28 protein-coding genes are annotated in these 17,735 nt (G+C 50.8%); 2 read left to right on the top strand and 26 right to left on the bottom strand.

The genetic code is table 11. From position 1 onward, the window contains the following. Positions 1 to 10: 10 nt before the first annotated feature. The 3 genes from JHD74_RS06465 to JHD74_RS26575 form a co-directional block, all read right to left on the bottom strand. Entirely contained in the window at positions 11 to 973 is a 963-nt protein-coding gene (locus tag JHD74_RS06465) for an Abi family protein (RefSeq protein WP_199062152.1), read from the bottom strand. Positions 974 to 1,297: 324 nt separating this feature from the next. Further along, positions 1,298 to 1,486: a hypothetical protein gene (locus tag JHD74_RS06460; RefSeq protein WP_199062150.1), complete on the bottom strand. Its 189-nt coding sequence runs from the start codon at positions 1,484 to 1,486 to the stop codon at positions 1,298 to 1,300. Positions 1,487 to 1,778: 292 nt separating this feature from the next. Beyond that, positions 1,779 to 1,940, bottom strand: coding sequence for a hypothetical protein (locus JHD74_RS26575; RefSeq protein ID WP_233169467.1), 162 nt, complete (start codon positions 1,938 to 1,940; stop codon positions 1,779 to 1,781). 234 nt (positions 1,941 to 2,174) lie between these two features. On the opposite strand from JHD74_RS26575, the gene JHD74_RS26875 reads away from it, so the two are divergent. Next, on the top strand, positions 2,175 to 2,309 hold the full coding sequence (locus JHD74_RS26875; RefSeq protein ID WP_255519163.1) for a hypothetical protein: 135 nt from the start codon (positions 2,175 to 2,177) through the stop codon (positions 2,307 to 2,309). A gap of 267 nt (positions 2,310 to 2,576) precedes the next feature. Here the strand turns inward: JHD74_RS26875 and JHD74_RS06450 are convergent, their stop codons facing one another. The 18 genes from JHD74_RS06450 to JHD74_RS06365 all read right to left on the bottom strand — a co-directional run bounded on the left by JHD74_RS06450 (position 2,577) and on the right by JHD74_RS06365 (position 14,364). After that, positions 2,577 to 2,774 (bottom strand): toxin-antitoxin system protein, encoded by a 198-nt coding sequence (locus JHD74_RS06450; RefSeq protein ID WP_199062148.1) that lies wholly within the window; start codon positions 2,772 to 2,774, stop codon positions 2,577 to 2,579. Between the two features lie 147 nt (positions 2,775 to 2,921). Further along, positions 2,922 to 3,299, bottom strand: a complete 378-nt coding sequence (locus tag JHD74_RS06445; protein ID WP_199062147.1) for a hypothetical protein — start codon at positions 3,297 to 3,299, stop codon at positions 2,922 to 2,924. Continuing rightward, a complete protein-coding gene (locus JHD74_RS06440; protein WP_199062145.1) occupies positions 3,296 to 4,060 on the bottom strand; it encodes a phage baseplate protein in 765 nt (254 codons plus the stop codon). The genes JHD74_RS06445 and JHD74_RS06440 overlap by 4 nt, the downstream gene beginning before the upstream one ends. A 9-nt stretch (positions 4,061 to 4,069) precedes the next feature. Next, the gene (locus JHD74_RS06435; protein ID WP_199062143.1) at positions 4,070 to 4,909 is read right to left on the bottom strand and encodes a hypothetical protein; all 840 of its coding nucleotides are present in this window, start codon (positions 4,907 to 4,909) and stop codon (positions 4,070 to 4,072) included. An 8-nt stretch (positions 4,910 to 4,917) separates the two neighbouring features. Beyond that, a complete protein-coding gene (locus JHD74_RS06430; protein ID WP_199062140.1) occupies positions 4,918 to 5,538 on the bottom strand; it encodes a Gp138 family membrane-puncturing spike protein in 621 nt (206 codons plus the stop codon). Next, positions 5,535 to 7,310: a hypothetical protein gene (locus tag JHD74_RS06425; RefSeq protein ID WP_199062138.1), complete on the bottom strand. Its 1,776-nt coding sequence runs from the start codon at positions 7,308 to 7,310 to the stop codon at positions 5,535 to 5,537. The genes JHD74_RS06430 and JHD74_RS06425 overlap by 4 nt, the downstream gene beginning before the upstream one ends. Positions 7,311 to 7,319: 9 nt before the next feature. Next, a complete protein-coding gene (locus JHD74_RS06420) occupies positions 7,320 to 7,493 on the bottom strand; it encodes a transglycosylase (RefSeq protein WP_233169466.1) in 174 nt (57 codons plus the stop codon). Positions 7,494 to 7,531: 38 nt separating this feature from the next. Continuing rightward, positions 7,532 to 7,939 carry a hypothetical protein gene (locus JHD74_RS06415; RefSeq protein ID WP_199062136.1) on the bottom strand — a complete coding sequence of 136 codons (408 nt, stop codon included), beginning with the start codon at positions 7,937 to 7,939 and terminating at the stop codon, positions 7,532 to 7,534. 9 nt (positions 7,940 to 7,948) lie between these two features. Next, a complete protein-coding gene (locus JHD74_RS06410; protein WP_199062135.1) occupies positions 7,949 to 8,128 on the bottom strand; it encodes a hypothetical protein in 180 nt (59 codons plus the stop codon). A gap of 244 nt (positions 8,129 to 8,372) precedes the next feature. Next, entirely contained in the window at positions 8,373 to 9,377 is a 1,005-nt protein-coding gene (locus JHD74_RS06405; protein ID WP_199062133.1) for a hypothetical protein, read from the bottom strand. A gap of 198 nt (positions 9,378 to 9,575) precedes the next feature. Further along, positions 9,576 to 12,335, bottom strand: coding sequence for a TOPRIM and DUF927 domain-containing protein (locus tag JHD74_RS06400; protein ID WP_199062131.1), 2,760 nt, complete (start codon positions 12,333 to 12,335; stop codon positions 9,576 to 9,578). 9 nt (positions 12,336 to 12,344) lie between these two features. Continuing rightward, on the bottom strand, positions 12,345 to 12,986 hold the full coding sequence (locus JHD74_RS06395; RefSeq protein WP_233169465.1) for a hypothetical protein: 642 nt from the start codon (positions 12,984 to 12,986) through the stop codon (positions 12,345 to 12,347). Beyond that, positions 12,983 to 13,189, bottom strand: a complete 207-nt coding sequence (locus tag JHD74_RS06390) for a hypothetical protein (protein WP_199062126.1) — start codon at positions 13,187 to 13,189, stop codon at positions 12,983 to 12,985. Before JHD74_RS06390 ends, JHD74_RS06395 begins: the two co-directional genes overlap by 4 nt. Next, positions 13,173 to 13,358 carry a hypothetical protein gene (locus tag JHD74_RS06385; RefSeq protein WP_199062124.1) on the bottom strand — a complete coding sequence of 62 codons (186 nt, stop codon included), beginning with the start codon at positions 13,356 to 13,358 and terminating at the stop codon, positions 13,173 to 13,175. Before JHD74_RS06385 ends, JHD74_RS06390 begins: the two co-directional genes overlap by 17 nt. Then, positions 13,351 to 13,575: a hypothetical protein gene (locus JHD74_RS06380; protein ID WP_199062123.1), complete on the bottom strand. Its 225-nt coding sequence runs from the start codon at positions 13,573 to 13,575 to the stop codon at positions 13,351 to 13,353. The genes JHD74_RS06385 and JHD74_RS06380 overlap by 8 nt, the downstream gene beginning before the upstream one ends. Positions 13,576 to 13,782: 207 nt before the next feature. Next, a complete protein-coding gene (locus tag JHD74_RS06375) occupies positions 13,783 to 13,962 on the bottom strand; it encodes a hypothetical protein (RefSeq protein WP_199062122.1) in 180 nt (59 codons plus the stop codon). Further along, on the bottom strand, positions 13,959 to 14,153 hold the full coding sequence (locus JHD74_RS06370) for a hypothetical protein (protein WP_199062121.1): 195 nt from the start codon (positions 14,151 to 14,153) through the stop codon (positions 13,959 to 13,961). The genes JHD74_RS06375 and JHD74_RS06370 overlap by 4 nt, the downstream gene beginning before the upstream one ends. Beyond that, complete coding sequence (locus tag JHD74_RS06365) at positions 14,146 to 14,364, bottom strand: host cell division inhibitor Icd-like protein (protein ID WP_199062120.1); 219 nt, start codon at positions 14,362 to 14,364, stop codon at positions 14,146 to 14,148. Before JHD74_RS06365 ends, JHD74_RS06370 begins: the two co-directional genes overlap by 8 nt. A 208-nt stretch (positions 14,365 to 14,572) precedes the next feature. Between JHD74_RS06365 and JHD74_RS06360 the strand changes: the two genes are divergently transcribed. Next, positions 14,573 to 14,764: a YlcI/YnfO family protein gene (locus JHD74_RS06360; protein WP_199062119.1), complete on the top strand. Its 192-nt coding sequence runs from the start codon at positions 14,573 to 14,575 to the stop codon at positions 14,762 to 14,764. A 318-nt stretch (positions 14,765 to 15,082) separates the two neighbouring features. On the opposite strand, the gene JHD74_RS06355 is transcribed toward JHD74_RS06360, so the two are convergent. The 5 genes from JHD74_RS06355 to JHD74_RS06335 form a co-directional block, all read right to left on the bottom strand. After that, positions 15,083 to 15,274, bottom strand: coding sequence for a DUF4222 domain-containing protein (locus JHD74_RS06355; RefSeq protein ID WP_199062117.1), 192 nt, complete (start codon positions 15,272 to 15,274; stop codon positions 15,083 to 15,085). After that, the gene (locus JHD74_RS06350; RefSeq protein ID WP_199062115.1) at positions 15,267 to 16,103 is read right to left on the bottom strand and encodes an antA/AntB antirepressor family protein; all 837 of its coding nucleotides are present in this window, start codon (positions 16,101 to 16,103) and stop codon (positions 15,267 to 15,269) included. Before JHD74_RS06350 ends, JHD74_RS06355 begins: the two co-directional genes overlap by 8 nt. A 13-nt stretch (positions 16,104 to 16,116) precedes the next feature. After that, positions 16,117 to 16,539, bottom strand: coding sequence for a hypothetical protein (locus JHD74_RS06345; protein WP_199062113.1), 423 nt, complete (start codon positions 16,537 to 16,539; stop codon positions 16,117 to 16,119). 1 nt (position 16,540) lies between these two features. Continuing rightward, complete coding sequence (locus tag JHD74_RS06340) at positions 16,541 to 16,753, bottom strand: AlpA family transcriptional regulator (RefSeq protein WP_199062111.1); 213 nt, start codon at positions 16,751 to 16,753, stop codon at positions 16,541 to 16,543. A gap of 120 nt (positions 16,754 to 16,873) precedes the next feature. Further along, positions 16,874 to 17,551, bottom strand: a complete 678-nt coding sequence (locus JHD74_RS06335) for a hypothetical protein (RefSeq protein WP_199062109.1) — start codon at positions 17,549 to 17,551, stop codon at positions 16,874 to 16,876. Between the last annotated feature and the right edge of the window lie 184 nt (positions 17,552 to 17,735).

Genomic DNA, 17,735 nt, shown 5'->3' with positions numbered 1-17,735 from the left:
CAAAGCTAATTTATTCAATATCAAATAATTTTCGGGGGAACCCCTCATTGTTAGGGAACCCCATCGCCGTCAAATTACACCCTGGTAAAAGTGGCTTGGTATCTATCAAGTCAGCAACATGCCTAATCCAGGTTGAACCGGGGCCAATTTCTTTCACCAATAGCCATAGCACGGCTATCATCCCGTACATCCTTTCATAAGCATCGTCGTTCATGTTCAAACGTTCGAAATAAGGATGGTTTGGTAATGGCATTATCTTTGGCTCGTTAACTTTGTTCCAGATACGTGAGTGATGAGCGCAACGATTTCTAAGCACGTTCATGGCGCTAAGCCAGTTTTGAAAGATAGCACCATTACCAGGAGCTATACCAAGCCTAGAAAGTATCCCATTGCGGTGACCATCCTTCAGCATGGCATAGTATTTTGACATTAAGCCAAAATCCCAAACCTCAATAGCTACCCAGAACGGCAATCCTTCATATTTACCCTCGTGCCACTTGATAAAATCCTCTCTGCTTTTGGCTATTTCGTTTGAATGCTTGGTAAGCCATTCATCTCTTGCGCTACAACGCCCACCATGCCGTGGCTTCAAGTGTTTGGGGTTGATCAGCGCATCGTCCAGGTACCCAAGAGGGGATATTTTGCCAATTTCATGTGCAATGACAGAGCGAACATAAACTTCGACTCGTTCCAAGGCATTCATCATCAGAAGACGAAGATTTTTATCGAACAAATACAGGTCGTATACATCCCGAAAGTTTGTCCCTTGGCGCACCTGATCCAATCGAGTTCTGATATTTTCAGACGTTATGTGAGGGATTCGACACGGATACCAAAAACCCGATAGGCGGTAATAGCCTACCTGCGAGATTTTTTTTATTGCATGGGGACGGTCGGGCACATTCATGCCACGGGAAAGTAGCAGATCGATTAGTTCGTCATATTCTTTATGAACCTTTACCGGATCAGCCATTCAGAGTTTCCCTGCCCCCAGATATGAGAAGGCCCGGCCATAACAATCACCCATCTAAGATAGGATCAAGCCAGGGGGCCGGGCTCAGTTGATGCTAAATCTACACTATGTTGCTTTTATGTCAATGTGACCGGGCGCACTTGCTTTTGTATAGCTAGCTATACATCAATGCAAAACACTATATGTGGTTGTTAAGCCTGTTTAACACCACCAAAGGGTGTATTGAACGTTTTTACCTATCAATCTTATCAGCAGTGCTTCAGCCGTAGTTAGGGGTGTTGTGTTACCACAATACCTTGTGGTGATCTTGTGGTTGTCTACTGATTACCTGCGTGGTGCTGGCTTCTTCCACTGGTAGGCCGGTGTGTTCATCCGCTGCCGGTGGCGCTCCTTGGCCGCCAGTGCCATCGAAACATTGGTACGGATGTCTAGCAGGTCTTTACCGTTCAAGGTCAATCCTTCCCGCTTGGCGACGCTGATTAACGCCAGTTCCATAGTATGACGGTCAAGCACGGTATCACCTCCGATGATTGGTAGCCTGCTCTCAACAGCACATCCTTTAGGGCAACCTTAGGGTAGTGGTGACCACTCCTTACGTGGATCACCGCCATTTTAGCGTAATCAATGGTGATTCTCACCTTAGCTAGAATTTCGAACTTATGGACTAACGTACATTTTTAACTTGATGGTGTTAAATGCTGCCATTCGGTGGTGATCGGCATTGTCTGGATCACCGCCTATGCCTGGAACCCTTCGGCCATATTCGCAATTCGCATTTGTGCGTGACTATTGGTCACTCACAGGCCTAATCCCTTTCAATCTTCCCTGTCAGGCGTTCAATTGCAGGGATGAATACCTTCCAGTAGCGTTCCTCCTGCCGGAACAACTGCCAACGCTTACGCTCAAACGTTTCCCACCTCATACCCTTGGGCTTGGCAAACTGGAAAGGCGTCTTGAACAGGTTCATTAACTCCGGTGTGTTATGGGGCCAGATGGCAAGGCGCTTACTTCTCATTAACCGGCGCATTCTGGCTAACCTATCCTCGCTCTGGCTGGCGTAGTGAAGCCCCCAACACTTACGGCAGGCGATATCCTTACGCCCGATATGGAGCTTTGCGCATCGCTGGTGGCAGTGAGGGCATAGATACCAATGACGCACGCCGTAACCAGCCTGAGTAGTTGTGAGTGATAGCGTGAACGAATGCCCGTTGATGGTGGCGGTGTACCCGTTACCATTCCTGGCGATCCACAACGTCCCGCTTTCGGTGGTGGCACTGGTGGCATGTCCGTCTGGCATATCTGCCAAATCCCGGCGCATATTCCCAAGGTACGCTAACCCAATGCGTGGGAGTGCGTCTGTGTAGCTTCTGGTTTGCTCTCTCATTTTCGCAATCTCCAGATTTTTGAATACGAAATAATATGGGAGTTAAAAGAAATGCGAACCGTGCGCAATCGGGCTTATCCCTGTCGTGGTGCGGCTTTTAGGCCAATTTGCGAATTGCTTTATGTTTCGTTTTACAGGCCCATGAATCCAAAGAAATCGGGTTAGCGTTAAATTGATAGGGTGCTGGTGGTCTGTCAGGTGAAGGGGTCAAAGATTTACCTACCCGCCCCTCCCCAGTTTCTCCAGTATTGCCAGCCTCACGAACTCCGAACGGTTCCGCGCTGCGGGGTGTGTTGGGTTACCCGTTATCACTTCATCCACCAGGGCGACAATATCAGCCTCAACCGACACAATCAGCCTTGCCGTAATCTTGCCGTTAAAGTAGCGGTTAACCTTTTTCTTTGTGCTGTGAGTCATGGCATTGCCTCCACCCGGCGTGCTCTCCCGTACTTGTCGCTTAATCATCTAAGCTAAAGGTGAGAAATCTCACCTTTTTATGGTGTGTATAAATCATCAAACTGTTGCGCTTTAAAGCTGGCGGAACCGCCCCCCATACACTGCCACTTACCCCGTCTTAATGGAGTTGTAGTCGCTAAGGTAGTTTTCTGGCTCGTCGCGGCAACTTTGATAATACGGCCACATAAAATCTAAATCGTGTCCATCCCTAAATACCCGCCTCATCGGTGAGTTTCTGAATATTTCCTCAACTATGCGGCGAGCAAAGGCTATATTGGGGCTCTCTTTGTTAACCTGCCTAGCTGCCCAGTCGGCTTGTTTGACAGCCAAATCCTTATCAGGATAGAACTGCGCTGATTGGTAGGCAACCACTGAGAACACTTTGGCCTGATCCATGCATGCATCATCTATGCGCTCCTGCGACTCTCTATCAGCATTTGCAACGAAAGGCATGGCAATCAATGCGATCATCATCAATTTTTTCATGAGATGAGCCCCATAAGCGTTTTGACCGCACTCTTTAATTGTGCCTCGCCACTAAGACCAAGAGCAGCGCGGCTAACCGTATTCACTGTTTGAGGCTGCGCTGATGGCACCATGTCCCTGGCTGAACGAATCGCCTTGGTTACATCATCAATATTGGCCTCTCTCGTCGCCGCCTTATCGCTCTTCTCAGTGACAAACGCGGCATCTGATTTCGTGTTTTTGTTAATCGTTGCCTTTGAGCTTCTCGCTGTAACAGGCACAGCCTGGAACACCAAAGAGACAATTAGCATAGTTACGCCGTTTTTTGAGTCGATCTTGTAGTCGTACCTGGCCAAGTCATAATCACGGTAGAGGTCGTCTGGCGTTTCAATGTCGTACGTGTCAGGGCTCTCAACCATTTTGTCTAGCGTTCTTAAAAAGTCCGTTCTCGATGTTGTGGTGAAATTTGGCAGGTTTGGAACGGCCCCGCTGTATCCCGTCCAGCCATCGAATGCCACAACAAGATTTATCTCTGACGGCCTCCTAACCTTGTTCACTGCAATATAGTCACCGCGCTCTAAGGGGGCTGTAGTGATCACGCTTTCATTCTGGCGAGCAAAAGAAACAGTCGTGTCATAAACAAGCGCTTTCTGCCCGATCTTTGGCGAAGAAGATGAGTAATAGACGCCATAACTTGGAACAAGAACGCTGCCAATTACCGAGAAAATCCCGCCACCATTGATTGCTGATAAAATTGTTGTTTCATTTAAATTTAGTGCCATAGCTACCAACTACCCCGCATATTTGATTGCTCTAATGGTTGTCATCCAAACGCCACCGGGAATCTTTGATGATATATTGTGAGTAAGATTAACAATCGTCAATACACCATCAGCAGCCTTGTTGTCTGACTTAATAAGAACGCGCCCCTGCCGTCGTAGCTGGGGGTTGAATAGCATACTAACTACCACCCCCTGATTGGTCACCGTTGGATATCCAACCATGCCGGTTTCTGGGGAGACTTCAGGGACAATATCTGTGAGTATCCCGCCTTTATTGGATATCTCAACGTTCCCGTTGTGGATTGTCATGCCAATATCGGCAGCATCTGCGCAGTCCAGCATTTGATTGATTGCGCTACCAACCAGGTACATATCAGTTAGGGTTTTATCTACGCCATGATTAACAAAAGCATAGCCGCATGACTCTGCCAGCGATTTTATGATGTCTTGAACCTTCGCGGCCCCTCGGTAGGAGTTCGGGGCGGCTGGTTTCACTTGGTAGTAATATTTACTATTGGACTGTATCCGCATGGGGACATCAGGCATTTTGTTATAATCAACATACGCGTCGACTACCGTGCCCTGATAAACCTGTATTTGATTATCTTGCTCACCAGCTAGCAGTGAAATAGTGCTTTTGGTTGTAAACTGGCTGAATCCCTGCCCCACAATTAACTGGGAAAGATCCTGATTTACATTGTGAATCACCATATCTATTGAGCTTTGGCTCCTCCCTCCAGCATTCTGTATGTTAACTTCGCAACGATACCCATCCAGGCGCACCACTTCATCGCTGTTGCTTGCAAGCTTAAACTCCACGGATATCAGCTTTTCCGAGTATGTGCTCATTTTATGCCTTAATTTTCAGGTGTGTTGGTAGAGCTGCCGCCAGACTCAACGCCGCCATGCTTGTGAGAGTCAACAACGATGCCGTCTTTAAGAACAAGCGTCCCATCACCAAGCACTTTCAGTCCGTTAATGTTCACCTCTGGCGAGGTTATTTTTATGCCGCCATTTAAAAACTGAATGACCTGCGTTGGCGAACCATTGAGGAATCCACCAATGTAAAGACCATCAGAGTAATGGTTGCGCCTAAATGAACCTGGGTTGCCCGGCTGGCGTGTTTTTTTGATGTTGGTAATGTCCCTGTCTGCAAATATAGCGACGCCGATATCGCCGGGCTGCGGGTCAATGACGATGGCGTTACTACCCCCCTGCAATCGGAAGAAGGGGAGACTGTAAAGGGTGTTGTGATCCACCCTATCACCACTCGCCGCCAGCAGGTTAACCATCGGCTTCACATCAACAAAGCCAACGGGCGATAGCTCCTCATCAGTAGACACTGCGATCACGTTAACCACGGCAGTGAAGCACTTTAACCCCATAAATTGCTTCATCATGGCAATCAGCAGGTTTTCCTGACTGGCCCTATCCTCAGCGCTTAATTCTCCTACATAGCCCTTGTTGTCATCACTCATGATACGCCACCGTTGATTGCCCCTATCAGTGGGCTGCGACCCAATTCATCATGCATGCTTGTCACGATCCCTTTGGCATCAGTTGCCTGCGTATAGATGTTTTGAACCCCGATATTAACTTCGCTTGAAGATCCAGCGCCTCCACCTGGTGCCGGGGAGAACGAACCACCAGACCCTAGCTGTAATCCCTTTATTAAGTCAGCATTGCTAACCGCATCCTTCCCACTTTCGTGGTCAACAATGCCGCGCATCAAACTTCGCATGGTTTCAATGTCGTTGGGATTTAGCTTTTCATTAGCCCCTTTGCCGGTAGCCTTGGAAAGGTGGGAGATATACGCCTGAACATTATTCCCATCGCTGGACGGGGCGTAGGTATTAACAATTTCCGCGATGGTGTCTTTTCCGCGTTGAAAATACCGCATCAGTTGACGGTATAGGGCGGCAACTCCCTCGCCCATGGTCTTGAATGCCGCAAACCTTCCCGGCCCCTGCTCAGGAACAGCCCCGCGCTGGCCTCTGAATTCAAGGTTGCCAGGGTTGTTGTTACGCGCACCTCTCGTTTTAGAGCGGTTGGCTGATTGGGCGTGCTGAACTGGCTCGGCAGGATCTTCCCCTTCATCACCAAAGCCTAAATAATTCTTGGCTTTATCAACGAACTCCCAAAAACCGACCCCGTTTTTTTCTTGGTTCTCGTTAACCTTATCAAGGAGGTACTCACCTTTTGTTTTTCCAACCTTGCCTGCTTCTTCTTGCAGTGATTTTACCTTGGAGGTTGCAAGCGCAATCATGGCTATAACTTTACCTATTGGCCCCAACATGCTGCCAAGCCAAACAGCGCCCATGAAAATGGCTAGCGCCGATAATTCGCCATGCCAGTCCCCAACGGCTTTGGCTGCGTCACCGATCCCAATGGCAGCCTCATTGAAGAATGCGGCAATTTTGTCTGAGTTCTTATTGACCCAATCACCAAACTTATCAAGAAGCCGATTAAGTTGTTCCAGCGCTGGCATCATGCCAATAAGGATTTTTTGCTTGGTCGCATCAAACTTGGAAGCCAGATCTGAGAGCTTCTGCTCATACATCTGAGCTTTTTTTGTCGCCTCATCCGTGGCATTAGATATTGCGGTATACCGAGATACATCCTGCTTAACAGCACCGCTCCCACGCGACAGCATGTTAACCATCTCAGGAGACAAGCCAACATCGCGCCCATACATTTGACGCGTAGCCGGATCCATATTCTTGAATCGGTCGGCCAACTCCATGTAAATGGCTTGAACAGACTTGTAGGCACCTTCCTTGTCTTGAAGGTTGATGCCCAGACGGCCAGTAATGGTTATCAGTCCCTGGCTTATCTCACCTTTGTTTTGGAGTAATGCAAGGTCATTCTGCAGACCAGCCATGGAGCCGCGCACCTGCTCAGCTCCCGCCCCAAATTTTGCAAATGACTTCTGCCAGCCATCCAGTTCCTTGCTGCTCATTCCAAGGTTCTGCGCGGCATACCCTAGCTTGCTCAGGGAGTCGGCGGTCGATAAAACAAAGCTTCTTATCCCCCCGATAGTTAGGGTTATCCCTGCCAAAGCAAGTAATTCATTCTTTATCGAACCAAAGAAAGAGGCGGCTTTTTTACCTGCCGCCTCCATATCCTTGGCTAATTTCTCTGATTCCTTTTTTTGCTTCTTCATTTCCTCGGTCATTTCATCGCTACCCCTCTTAAAATCAGAGGGGTCAAGACCGAGGGTGATAACTAAAGCATCAATAACTGTTGGCATTATCTCGCCTCACTGGCCTTTGTTGATGACCATTTGGTTGTAATCATGAACGGTTATCACTTCGAGAAACCGCCAAGCATCCTCCAGGCCATAAACCGTGTCTAACTCATGGAGGCTCGCCAAATTCAACTTATGCGAGATGATGATGCCAATAATCTTCGGCACATTGACGAGTTCAATCATTCCGCCAACATCATCACCCGGCATAGTCGGAGGCATATTTAAGCGCTTGCGGGTAGCAAAAAATCCACGTGAAGCTTGAAAACCTCCATACGCAGCTTAAGGCGTGTAGCAACCTCTTCGGTGTCGGACTCAACCAGTGTGCGCTGAATTTTCTTATCGTTAGGGTTTGGAACAGCCTGAACGCATGCCATCAGTTCATCGAGTAACGGCTTAGCTTCAACTGCCGGGATTTTCGCAACCAGGGCCAACCCGTGCATAGCCATCGCAGCCATGCCCATGCTTGATAAATCGTCTGGCACCTCAACGCCGTTTCGAGACATCGCCATCCCCACTTGAATTGCCCACCACTCAGCCTGTGATGCTGGCATCTCCTGGATGTAAAACATTTTCCCTTCGTCACGGCCTTTGGTGCCTGACACTGTGTAATAGAGTTCTTTACGAGCCATGGATGCCCCTTAGTTAGATTCGTTGATAGTGCTAGTAAGCGCTTTAGCCACCAGCCCGCGAGCAATCTCATGAATGCTTGGCGAGATACCCAACGGTGACTTTTGTTTCTCTTGGCGTTGAATTTGAAGTATCGCCGCCATCTGCTCACCAGATAAAAGAACAGGCTTAACGTTTGCTTTCGTTGCCATAGCCACAATCTCACTGGTTATTAATACAGTCTTTAGTGTTGCACAAAATGAAATGATTGCAATTATTATTGCGATAAATGCAATGGTATATTTCGATCATTGCGATCGATTTTGTTGATGGCTGTGGAAGTCACATTGAGGATGACTGAAGCCCACCTGAGCGGGCCTGTCTATGAATGTTTAGAGCCTGGTATGGACATGCGAATAAAGTTGCCTGAGTAATAATTCACTCACGCTATTGCTGTTAGTATTGAGCGCCAATGAGATTGAATAATATCGCCTCGCTGTCATCCTCAAATCGCTCTTGAACCAGTATCCACTTCAACACATCCACAGCCTCACGCTGGTGGAGCGGGCGGATCTGCGACAATCGGCCAGAAAGATAATCCTCACGGTCATAAATATACGGCTCGCTATCCACCAGGGAATCGTTATACAGCTCCTTGTAAGCCGCCTGACGCATACCGTAGAGCCAATCCCAATACTGCCACTCCCTCACCACGTCCGAGAGCGTGTGAGGCTCTGGAAGCGCATCCCTGAACCCCTCGGTTTTACGTTGACGCTCCGTTTCTTCCTGTTCGTGTTCTTCCCAACTGATTGAGCGGGTTTCGCCTTCAGCCAAATCGCTGACATACAGATGCCCGTATTTATCCAGCATCATCGTCTCTGCCTGGGTGGGCTTCATGGCGGCTTCATAGCTACCGAATACCGCTCTCACCTTGGCCGCCTCGCTGTTCTGCGCTTTGGCTCGGTTGATGTGGTGCTGTGGGTCATCCATGAACATGGTTGAGAATGCGGCCGTCCAACCCGCGCCCGCGCTTACAAGATGCTGCGTGTAGCGTTCCTGCGCTTGCCTAGGGGTAATGGTCAGCTTTTTAAGCGCGTCCTCTGCTGCGGCGACGTGTGCCAGCTCGTTAGTGCCGATCACTTCCAGCACCCACAGGTAAGCGTCCGTTTGCTTATGCCCGGTAATGACACGTTGAGGCGGTAGTGGCTTTACTGTCGCTACAGCGGTGCCGTATTGCGGTTCCGGGATTGCAAACAGGGCTTTGTGTACCTGATTGTCTGCGAACAGGCCAGACCGCTTACAGGCGCTTTTAACCGTACTCAGGTTAAAGCCGGTGATGTCAGCAACACGGCGATAACCCATGCCCGATTGTTTCAGGCGTAGCACTTCCGCCCGGTGCTCCTTGCTCATTCTGCCGGTAGATTTTGCACCCCCGGTATGCACGTTGGTTTGTGTGCTCATTCCCACTCACTCCGCTGGTTTTCTGGCTTGTGATTAGGGCCACCAGCCAGAAACACAATAATTTGTTGGTTCAAAACGGGCATTTGTTGGTTCAGTGTTGGTTCAAAATTAAAAATAATTTCCTTTAAAAACAGTCATCTTTACAAATTGAACCAACTGAACTAACTGAACCAACATGTTTTCTCTCACGTAGAGATTTTATTCTTCTGACTGTTCGCCGTCTGGCAGGTGGTGGATCACGTACACGTTAATCTGTCGCCCGTTGATACGCGGTGATTTCCGTTGAAAGCCTCTCCCACTGGCTGGCGGTGTCAGCATCCCGGCCTCTGCCAGCGCCTTAGCGAAGTGCTTCGAGTTGAACCCTCCCGCTATCTCATTCTCAAACGCTGCTGGGAACGTGTAGAACACCATCGCATCACATTCATGCTTCCCCTTGTCCCTGTATCCGGCCAAATCACGAATAGGCAGGCTCTGCGGATCGTAGGGCAGCGGTGCAAAGCGGCTCAGGCCGTAGGCATTCAAGAAGGCTTCCGTCTGCTCGATAATCTGCTGGTGCTCTTTGTTGCCGGTGCCGAACTCTTTGATCCAGGCGTTAAAGTTGTGCTGGATCGCGTCCCGGCATTCCTGCGCATCCCAACCGGTAACGACACACCCGAACAACAGCGCCGCCTCCAGTACAGCGAACCGCGCCGCTACCCGGTGAACCTGCTCGCCGTAGTCTGCCGGTATCAGTGAGCGCCAACGTTCTTCAGCGGTTCTCACAGCGGCTATGGCCTGCTGCTGGTGGTCGGCTAGGTGCTTAATCCAAAAGCGCCCAGCGGCCCCGTAGTTGTGTTGATAAGCATCTTTCAAGGCGTCGGCGTGGGCCTTGCCGTTGGCCGTTTCATGGTGTTGCTGTGATTTCTCCAATGGGATATTCAGCAGGCGCACCAACTGCCCGGCCTTAACCTTGCGGCCAGCGGTAGCGATGAAGGTTTCAATGTCCATTTCCCCGGTACTGAGCGCCACGGTACGCCAGCGCTTCAAATCACGGTTGCCTCCCTCCTTAGCCCCTTGGAGCTTACCGACGCCGTTAAACAGGGTGTAGGCCGATTTCGCCACGCTATCCGGATCAGCGCCTTGCCCCACCTCATCCAGCGGCATCAGTCCGTCATTGTGCGCAGCGGCTTCGTTGGCTATCCCTAATGCCGTCCCGAACCACGTCAGGCGTAAGGCGTCAGGCTCACCGTACAGACTGCTGGCAATGTTGGCGGTGGTGGTCTTACCGGCGCTCGATTGCTCGTAGAAGTGAATGCCGAACCCATCAGCACCGGCCAGCCCAATGAGGGGAGCAGCCAACGCCGCACCAATGCCCGCCATCATTGACGGATTGCCCCGCGCCAAACGCGCCACCGAATCACGCCAGCCCTCCGGCGTTCCCTTGACGGTGTACCCGGCAGCGGCAGCACTGCGACCATTGAACAGTACCGGCTTGTCAGGTGAACCAATGACCTCACCATCTGGCATGATGTACGCCCCACACTGCCAGCCTGTAGCCTGTGCCACACGCCAAATCTCATGAGAGCCAGCACGTTGGAACCAGTCGGCCAGGGTGGCCCTGAGTGCGGTTTTCGTGGTCACATTCACCCCGCCCGCTTTCAAGGTGCGCCAGCCTTCACGCTCGCCAATGTCGGCCAGGGGAATAGCTGCGGTTGTCGGCAGGGTTTCGCCTACCGGTAGCCAACGGATAATCAGGTATTGGTCTTTGTCATCCCGCCCTGTGCCGATCACTTCCAGCGGTGAACACAACCACGATTCATTGTTGATCACCTCGCCGCTCACCGTGTCTACCTTCGGCGTGATCCAGAAAACGCCATCTGTGCGGCTCTCAATGCGAGGTTTTAGCGGGTCAGCCTCTTGGTGGTCTTTTTTACCGCCCTCAATGGCTTTCAGTTGGACGCTCACTCCTTCCCCCTTGTGCTGATACTGCGAATCGTCAAATGCTTGTGTAGAAGCTTCTAGGCCATTCTGCTGGCGGTAGTCATCCCAATCGGCTTTGTATTCAGTCGGTGGCACGGATACCCATCCAGCAACAGCGGTAGCGGCTTTCTCTGCGGCGATCCTGCCAGTGTTGGCGCTGCCGTCTGCGTGGTGGTCGTTATCCCCGGCAATGATGATCTGCGCGTCTGGGTATTTCCGGCGCATTACCTGAGCAACGTGTAGCAGGTTCCCTGCATCGATAGCGGCCACCGTCAGCGCGTCAGGGCGCATCAGGTGAGCGGTTAGTGTGGTTGCCAGCCCCTCGGCAATAATCACCGTGTGCGGCTGTTCTGTGGTGTTTACGGCATGGTATGCGCCGCGCTTGGTGCCGTCGGTTACCTGACGTTTCTCACCAGTGGGGGTTATGGTCTGTGCTGCCGTGACTGTGCCGGTTTCGTCGGTCAGGGCCACCAGCAAGCGGCCATCTTTCAGGGTGGGGAAGGTGAAGCCAGTCAGCCCCTTGGCCTTAAGGTAATCAGGCACACACTCCACAGCTTCGGCGGTCAGTGATTTCCAGCACCGGTTAAACTGCTGGCGCTTCCGCTCCTGCTCCACTACCTCAGTTTGCTGGCGTTCCTGCTCCCGCTGTTGGCGCTCGGCTTCGATTATTGCCTTGCTCTGGCTGGTGGTCTCTGGTGCTGTATCTGCTGTCCGGTAATCAATACCCAGCACATCAGCGACCATTCGAGCGGCTTCGGTGGCGTCGCACTGCTTCACCTTCTTAATGAGGTCTAGCCCGTCACCTGCCCCGCACTGGTTGCAGATATGGGAGCCGCGTTTGTTATCGTCGAAACGAAAGCGATCTTTCCCACCACAGGCCGGGCAGGCCACTTGTGCGCGTGGGCTGGCAGGAACCTCGATCCCCACCATCGGCAACACATCAGGCCAGCGGTTTGCGGCTGCTTTGGTCACTTCGCGGATTAATTCGATATTACGCATAACTTCCCCTTAGTGCGCCGTCGGTGCTGGCGGTATGCCTTCTGTATTCAGAGTTTCGATAAATCCATCGTGGAGCATTGTCAGACCGTCGCGCCCCATCGGTGACAAACGCAGTTGGCCTCCTTCAGGATCTGCCTCTGCCATTCCCTGGTACATTTTGATGGCAAGCGATAGCCCCTCCTTTGCGCCGTACTTTTCAATAGCTAGCCCCTCGATATGGGTGGCCAATGAAAAACGCTCCGTCGCGGGATAAATGGAAATGCCGCCATATTCACCCACATAGAGAACCGCACGGTCAGCGCCGCCGTCCTCATTTTCAACATCAACGGTTCCGTTTTTATCCCGCTGTTCGCAGATAAACAGGCAGGCCACAATCCAGCGCCAGACAATCGCCATCTGTTCATCGGATGGAGTAAACCAATCGTTAGTATCAGCCTGCTGAATTTCTGCTATCACACCCAGACCATCAGGCAACGATTTATCAAAATCACCCCGGTCAAGCTGACGAATAGCGGAGGAGTACCCCAGTAGTCGAGGCTGCTGGAAAGCACCTTCGTCGTTCAGAGCTGTGAAGGTGATGCCGTCAGGCGTGGCCTCTATGCGGGAAATACCGGGAAATCCCGGTTTTTGGGGCTCAATTATTTTATTCATGCTGCCACCACCTGCGGCTTGCGCTTCATCTGAACGCCAATGACTTTGGTCACAGTCCAACAATTCTCTACAGCCTCGTCCAACGCCTTTTTGATAGCCTCATTCTGGTTCTGAGCATTGCCATACCAGGCAGGGGAAATAGGGTACCCAGCGGCATCAGTAGCGCAAATAAACACGCGGTAACGGTTAGTTTGATTCGACATAGCCAGCCCCCTTGTTGCCGTCCTGCGCCTCTTTGGCTGTTATCTCGATAACTTCCAACAGACGGTGTTTTACCTCCCCTTCATCACCACTCGGTGCGAGGTGTCCGGCTGCTGCGGCTAGTGCTTCAATCTTGATCAGGGCATCAAGTAGCGAAAGAATGCTATGCATGTTTACCTCCACGCTTCGCCGCTTCGGCATCCATGCGCTGGGCCTGTTCTTCAATCAGCCATGTAGAAACTTCACCTGTTAGTCGGGCCAGTAACGAGGCAATGGCGGAAACTTCACTTTCTGCCATCTGATGCGGATAGCTCTCTAATAGACGACTGACGACTTCGGCCTGTTCGGCCTTTTCTGCCGCCTTAGCTAAGGTGATTTCGTGGCTCATGATTTACCCCCAGAATGGTCACGCATAACGTAGTCACCGAGACTGTTTTCCGCCTCGTCCATTGCCTCTGTCACACCTTCCAGCAAAGACATTACCGCGCCGATCATATGTCTATCGGACTCTCCGGCCTTTGTTGCCTCAAGCCAGACAGAAAGGGTGGTTTTCGCTTGCTCAACGCGGCCTCTAGCGTCAATAAGTGGCATCGATTTACACATGGCTCACCTCGCGAATCTGGTTGAAACGGATATGCGAATAGCCATCCTGCTGCGCTTGATTCATCGCCTTTGCGGTCGCTGCCTTCGCGTTCTCGCCCTTGATGTCAAAGTGAATACCGACCGTCAGAAAGCGCTTATTCACGGCGTAACCGATAATTCTGTATGTGTTCATGCCTCACCCCCTTCAACAACTTGAAGCCAGCTAGCCACCTTTGCGGTTAAATCCTTTGCCACACCGATAACTTCCAGTAAATCAAAGGGGATATCATCGGAACATCTGTTATAGATGACGGTTAGAATTTGCTCGGCCTGTTCAGCAAGCGATAGGATGTTTGCGACAGGTTCGTGCTTTGGCTTACGCATAGCTCACCCCCTGAACCGGCAGGCGGGCGGCCAATGACAGGATGAAGTGAGGGGCCAGCACTTGGCGGGCTTCGCGCTCGGTGTGTGCCTCTACAGACATGCGGCAAGGTTTGGCGTTACGGTCTGTGCGGGATATCGCCAGAAAGCGCCAGGTGAACTTATTCGGGGTGAGGGAATTCCGCCCGGTTAAGGGTGTGGTATGATCTGACATAGCTACCTCGTTACTGTGATTAACGTTGGTGGTAAGAGACCCGGCTAGTGTTGACGCACTGCCGGGTTTCGTTATTTTGTGTGTTGCCTGTGCCTTACCTGTGGATAAGGTGTTAGAACACCATAACCCCGAGTGTTCTAACACGTCAAGTGTTTTATTTCCTCCACTTTTGTGTATAGTGCTTACACACCATCTAGGAGAAAAACCAATGGCGACTAAGAATGTTAATAACAAGTCAAGCTTGAAGGGAATTCGCTTTCCGCACGAACTAATTGAAGAAATAGACGTAAGCGTAGAGCGAGAGAAGCCAGAAAATCCCAGCGCCAACTTTTCTGCCTGGGTACTTGATGCCTGTGGTCGAAAGCTCAAGCTGGAACAGCGCAAGAAACCAAAAGAGTGACCACAGTGCGTTTTTGCACTTTGCCTCACACTCTCCAGGGTGGCAGAAATGCTGCCTTTTTTTATGGACTCAAGAAACTCAGTTGCTACCGCATTGCATACCCGGTACGCAAAGACTGACGTAAGTAAAAAGCCATGCATAACAGCATTATCCAAAACCGGATAATGACCGGCAGCACTCAGAGCCTTAGGAATTGTTAGGATCGCGCCACCAGCTTTACGGTCGGTGGTGTTATCAATTGTTAACATTGCCCCGGGCCAGATGTCAGGTTTTGACAGGTCGCCAGCCAGGGGAAAGGCTTCTTTCTGGCAGGTAGCGTTAATCATTCTCACCCCCGACGATAAGCTGATAATCCTTGTCGAAGCGCTCTAACGGCTGTACGCATGGGTGCTCGTATCCGTCGCGGTAGAACGTCACACGCAGGAACTCCACACTAACCACTGTTACCCGGTGGCCGTGTGAGTCTTTGTAGCGCTGCCCTGGTTGTGGCTTGCTTGTTGGCTTAGTCATGGTCAGCCCCCAGGCGCTTGGTTAACCAGCGTTGCGACAGGCGAATTAACTCAGCCTTACGCGGCTCGTAGTCCATACCCATATCAATCAGAGTGATGTTGGTGCTTTCCATGTAGGAGAAGTGTTCAAGCTGTTCGGCGTTCATGCTGTCGCGTGGATCACCATCAATGCCGTGCGCCTGCGCCCACTGTTTGGCCGTCATGCCACCCAGGACGATACGGGCAATCATGTTGCTTTCGTTGGTGTAATGGTTCTGTGAGGTCTGTTTACCCTGCTCAGCTCTGGCAGCTTCCAAGGCCGTACACATTGCCTTGAACATATTGGCGGCACCAATGCGGGATTTGAGCTGGTGGCGTAAACGTGCGGCTATCTCTGGAACGCTGCGGTGTAATTCTTCCTCACACTGGATGAAGTAACGACGAATGGCGCGGCCTTGCTCATTGCGCTCTACCATTGCCAGCTCTTTCGCTGTTGCTAAGGTGGGGTAGTAACCTTTCTCAGGGCGACCACGCTTTTTATTTTTCCCCGAAACGGGGGAATATTGTTCATTAATTAACCATACTGCGCCCTGGTCATCGTCGGTGAAGTAGTCCACACCACGGACAAAGCCGTATTCCTGAATGCGTTCATTGAACCAGGTTGAGAGATCACGGCCCACACCTAGCGTTTTATGCAATGCCTTGGCGCTGACAATATTATTTTCACGCCCGCCGATCTGGCCGGAAATAACCGGCACTAGGGCGGCAAAGTCGTTATTACCAATAACGCCCTGGGCGGCGACAGGCTGAGGGGCGGCCTCAGAATTGAATCTGCTTTTTTCGAGTTTCATTTGTCAGGCTCCGTTAGGCGGCGGTGAAGGCGTCCGGGTACAAGGTCAGGATGTTGGCTATGTCGCCTTGGGAAAGGCCGTGATAGCCACCAGCAGCGGCGTTATGGTTGACCAACTGGATCACGCGCAGAACATCAGCACGGCTCACAAAGCGATAGCGGAAATGGCTACCGATTCCGTCCGGGTTCTTCTCGTCGATACGCTCCAGATGAATATCCAGGCGGCGTTCCAGCTCGCTGGCGTAGTTGCGGCCAGACGAGAGGCGGCAATACTTGAGAATGTCGTTCTCAGTCCAGCCATTGACGCCAGTTTTCAACATGTACACACGAGCACGGTGCTTCTTCGGTGCTGGCTTGATGGTTGGGATGGCGCTATTATCAGAGGTGCCAACCTTCTGACTAGCCGCCTGCTGTACGGGGCAGTTTTTCATTTCCATGCTACGCAGCCTCCGCGTTAAAACGCTCGTCATTACGCGCTTTAAGCCACGCTTCAACTTCATCCGCATACCAGCCAGTGCGGCGAATACCAATGCGGAGAGGCTTGGGGAAGTCGTGATTTTTCCACATATCATCAAAGGCGCTATCTGCCGAAATACGCAGAATGGCCTTAACTTCTTTCTTGAGTAGGATTTTGCGATCTAGCAGTGACATATATCTATACTCCTGGGTGATAACCGGCTTACCGGTGGATACAGATATATTTACTTGTGACGAGGGGAAGTTAAATCACATCCCCCATCATTAAGGGAAGCCGCCCCCTTATTAAGGGATTTAAGCAGCAGGTAACTTTAATTTTGATACATCGGACTTCCAGCGCTTCACTGTGTCTCTATTGAATTCGTAAACATAACCAGCGACTTTAACCTCTGCGGTCATGATATCGGCTGCCCGCTGGTAGTTTTTGCTTACATCACCATGCTGATGCTCATGCCTTGAGATAATGAGAACCTTGGCAGCGTCCGATATCCTGCTGGATGATGGCGGGATTGGTGCTTCATGCTTAACAGCCAAATTTAAACACTCCGGTACTTGGATTTGCACCGGATTAACACTGTTCCGAAATTCAATTTCCTTGAGAACCTCGCGCTTACTCAAAAAGAAGTCAAATCCTTTGCTTTGCTCGAAGCCATCCTCAAGCGACAACTCTGATTCATAAGGTTGATTAGAACCACCCAGGCTAAGGGCTTTTACGGTTCCCCTTTGTATGGCCATCTTGAACGCATCCAAGCAAAGGTCATACTCGTAGTCCTTCGCAAGGAAATAGCCATCAAAATCAGTGTACCCATAAAAACCTAGCGTTCTAGTGCCATCAATTGGATCAATAGGGTTTAGGCGGCATAGGTATTTTGTGGCCGTTCTCAGGTCATAGCCTCCTATATCAGCAATGCCTTTAATCAGTTGCCATACTGGTACAAAATTATGATGGTCATCAAGAATTTCCCAGCTCATACCTTTCCCCGCCGCCGCTGTATCTGCCCGTCTGTGACAGTTACTATCTGTTTATATCTGCATTTTATATCGGCACTGTGTACCATGCCACCTGCAAAGTGCCTTCCAAAATGGTGGATAAGTAGGATCTCCCGCCTCCACATTATCCATTAATCCCTTTGGAAACAGAATGATAGTTATTCAC

The sequence above is a fragment of the Serratia sp. ASV30 genome, from assembly GCF_016428815.1.
Classification (GTDB): Bacteria; Pseudomonadota; Gammaproteobacteria; order Enterobacterales; family Enterobacteriaceae; genus Chania; species Chania fonticola_C.
This window is presented reverse-complemented; position numbering and strand designations above follow the sequence as displayed.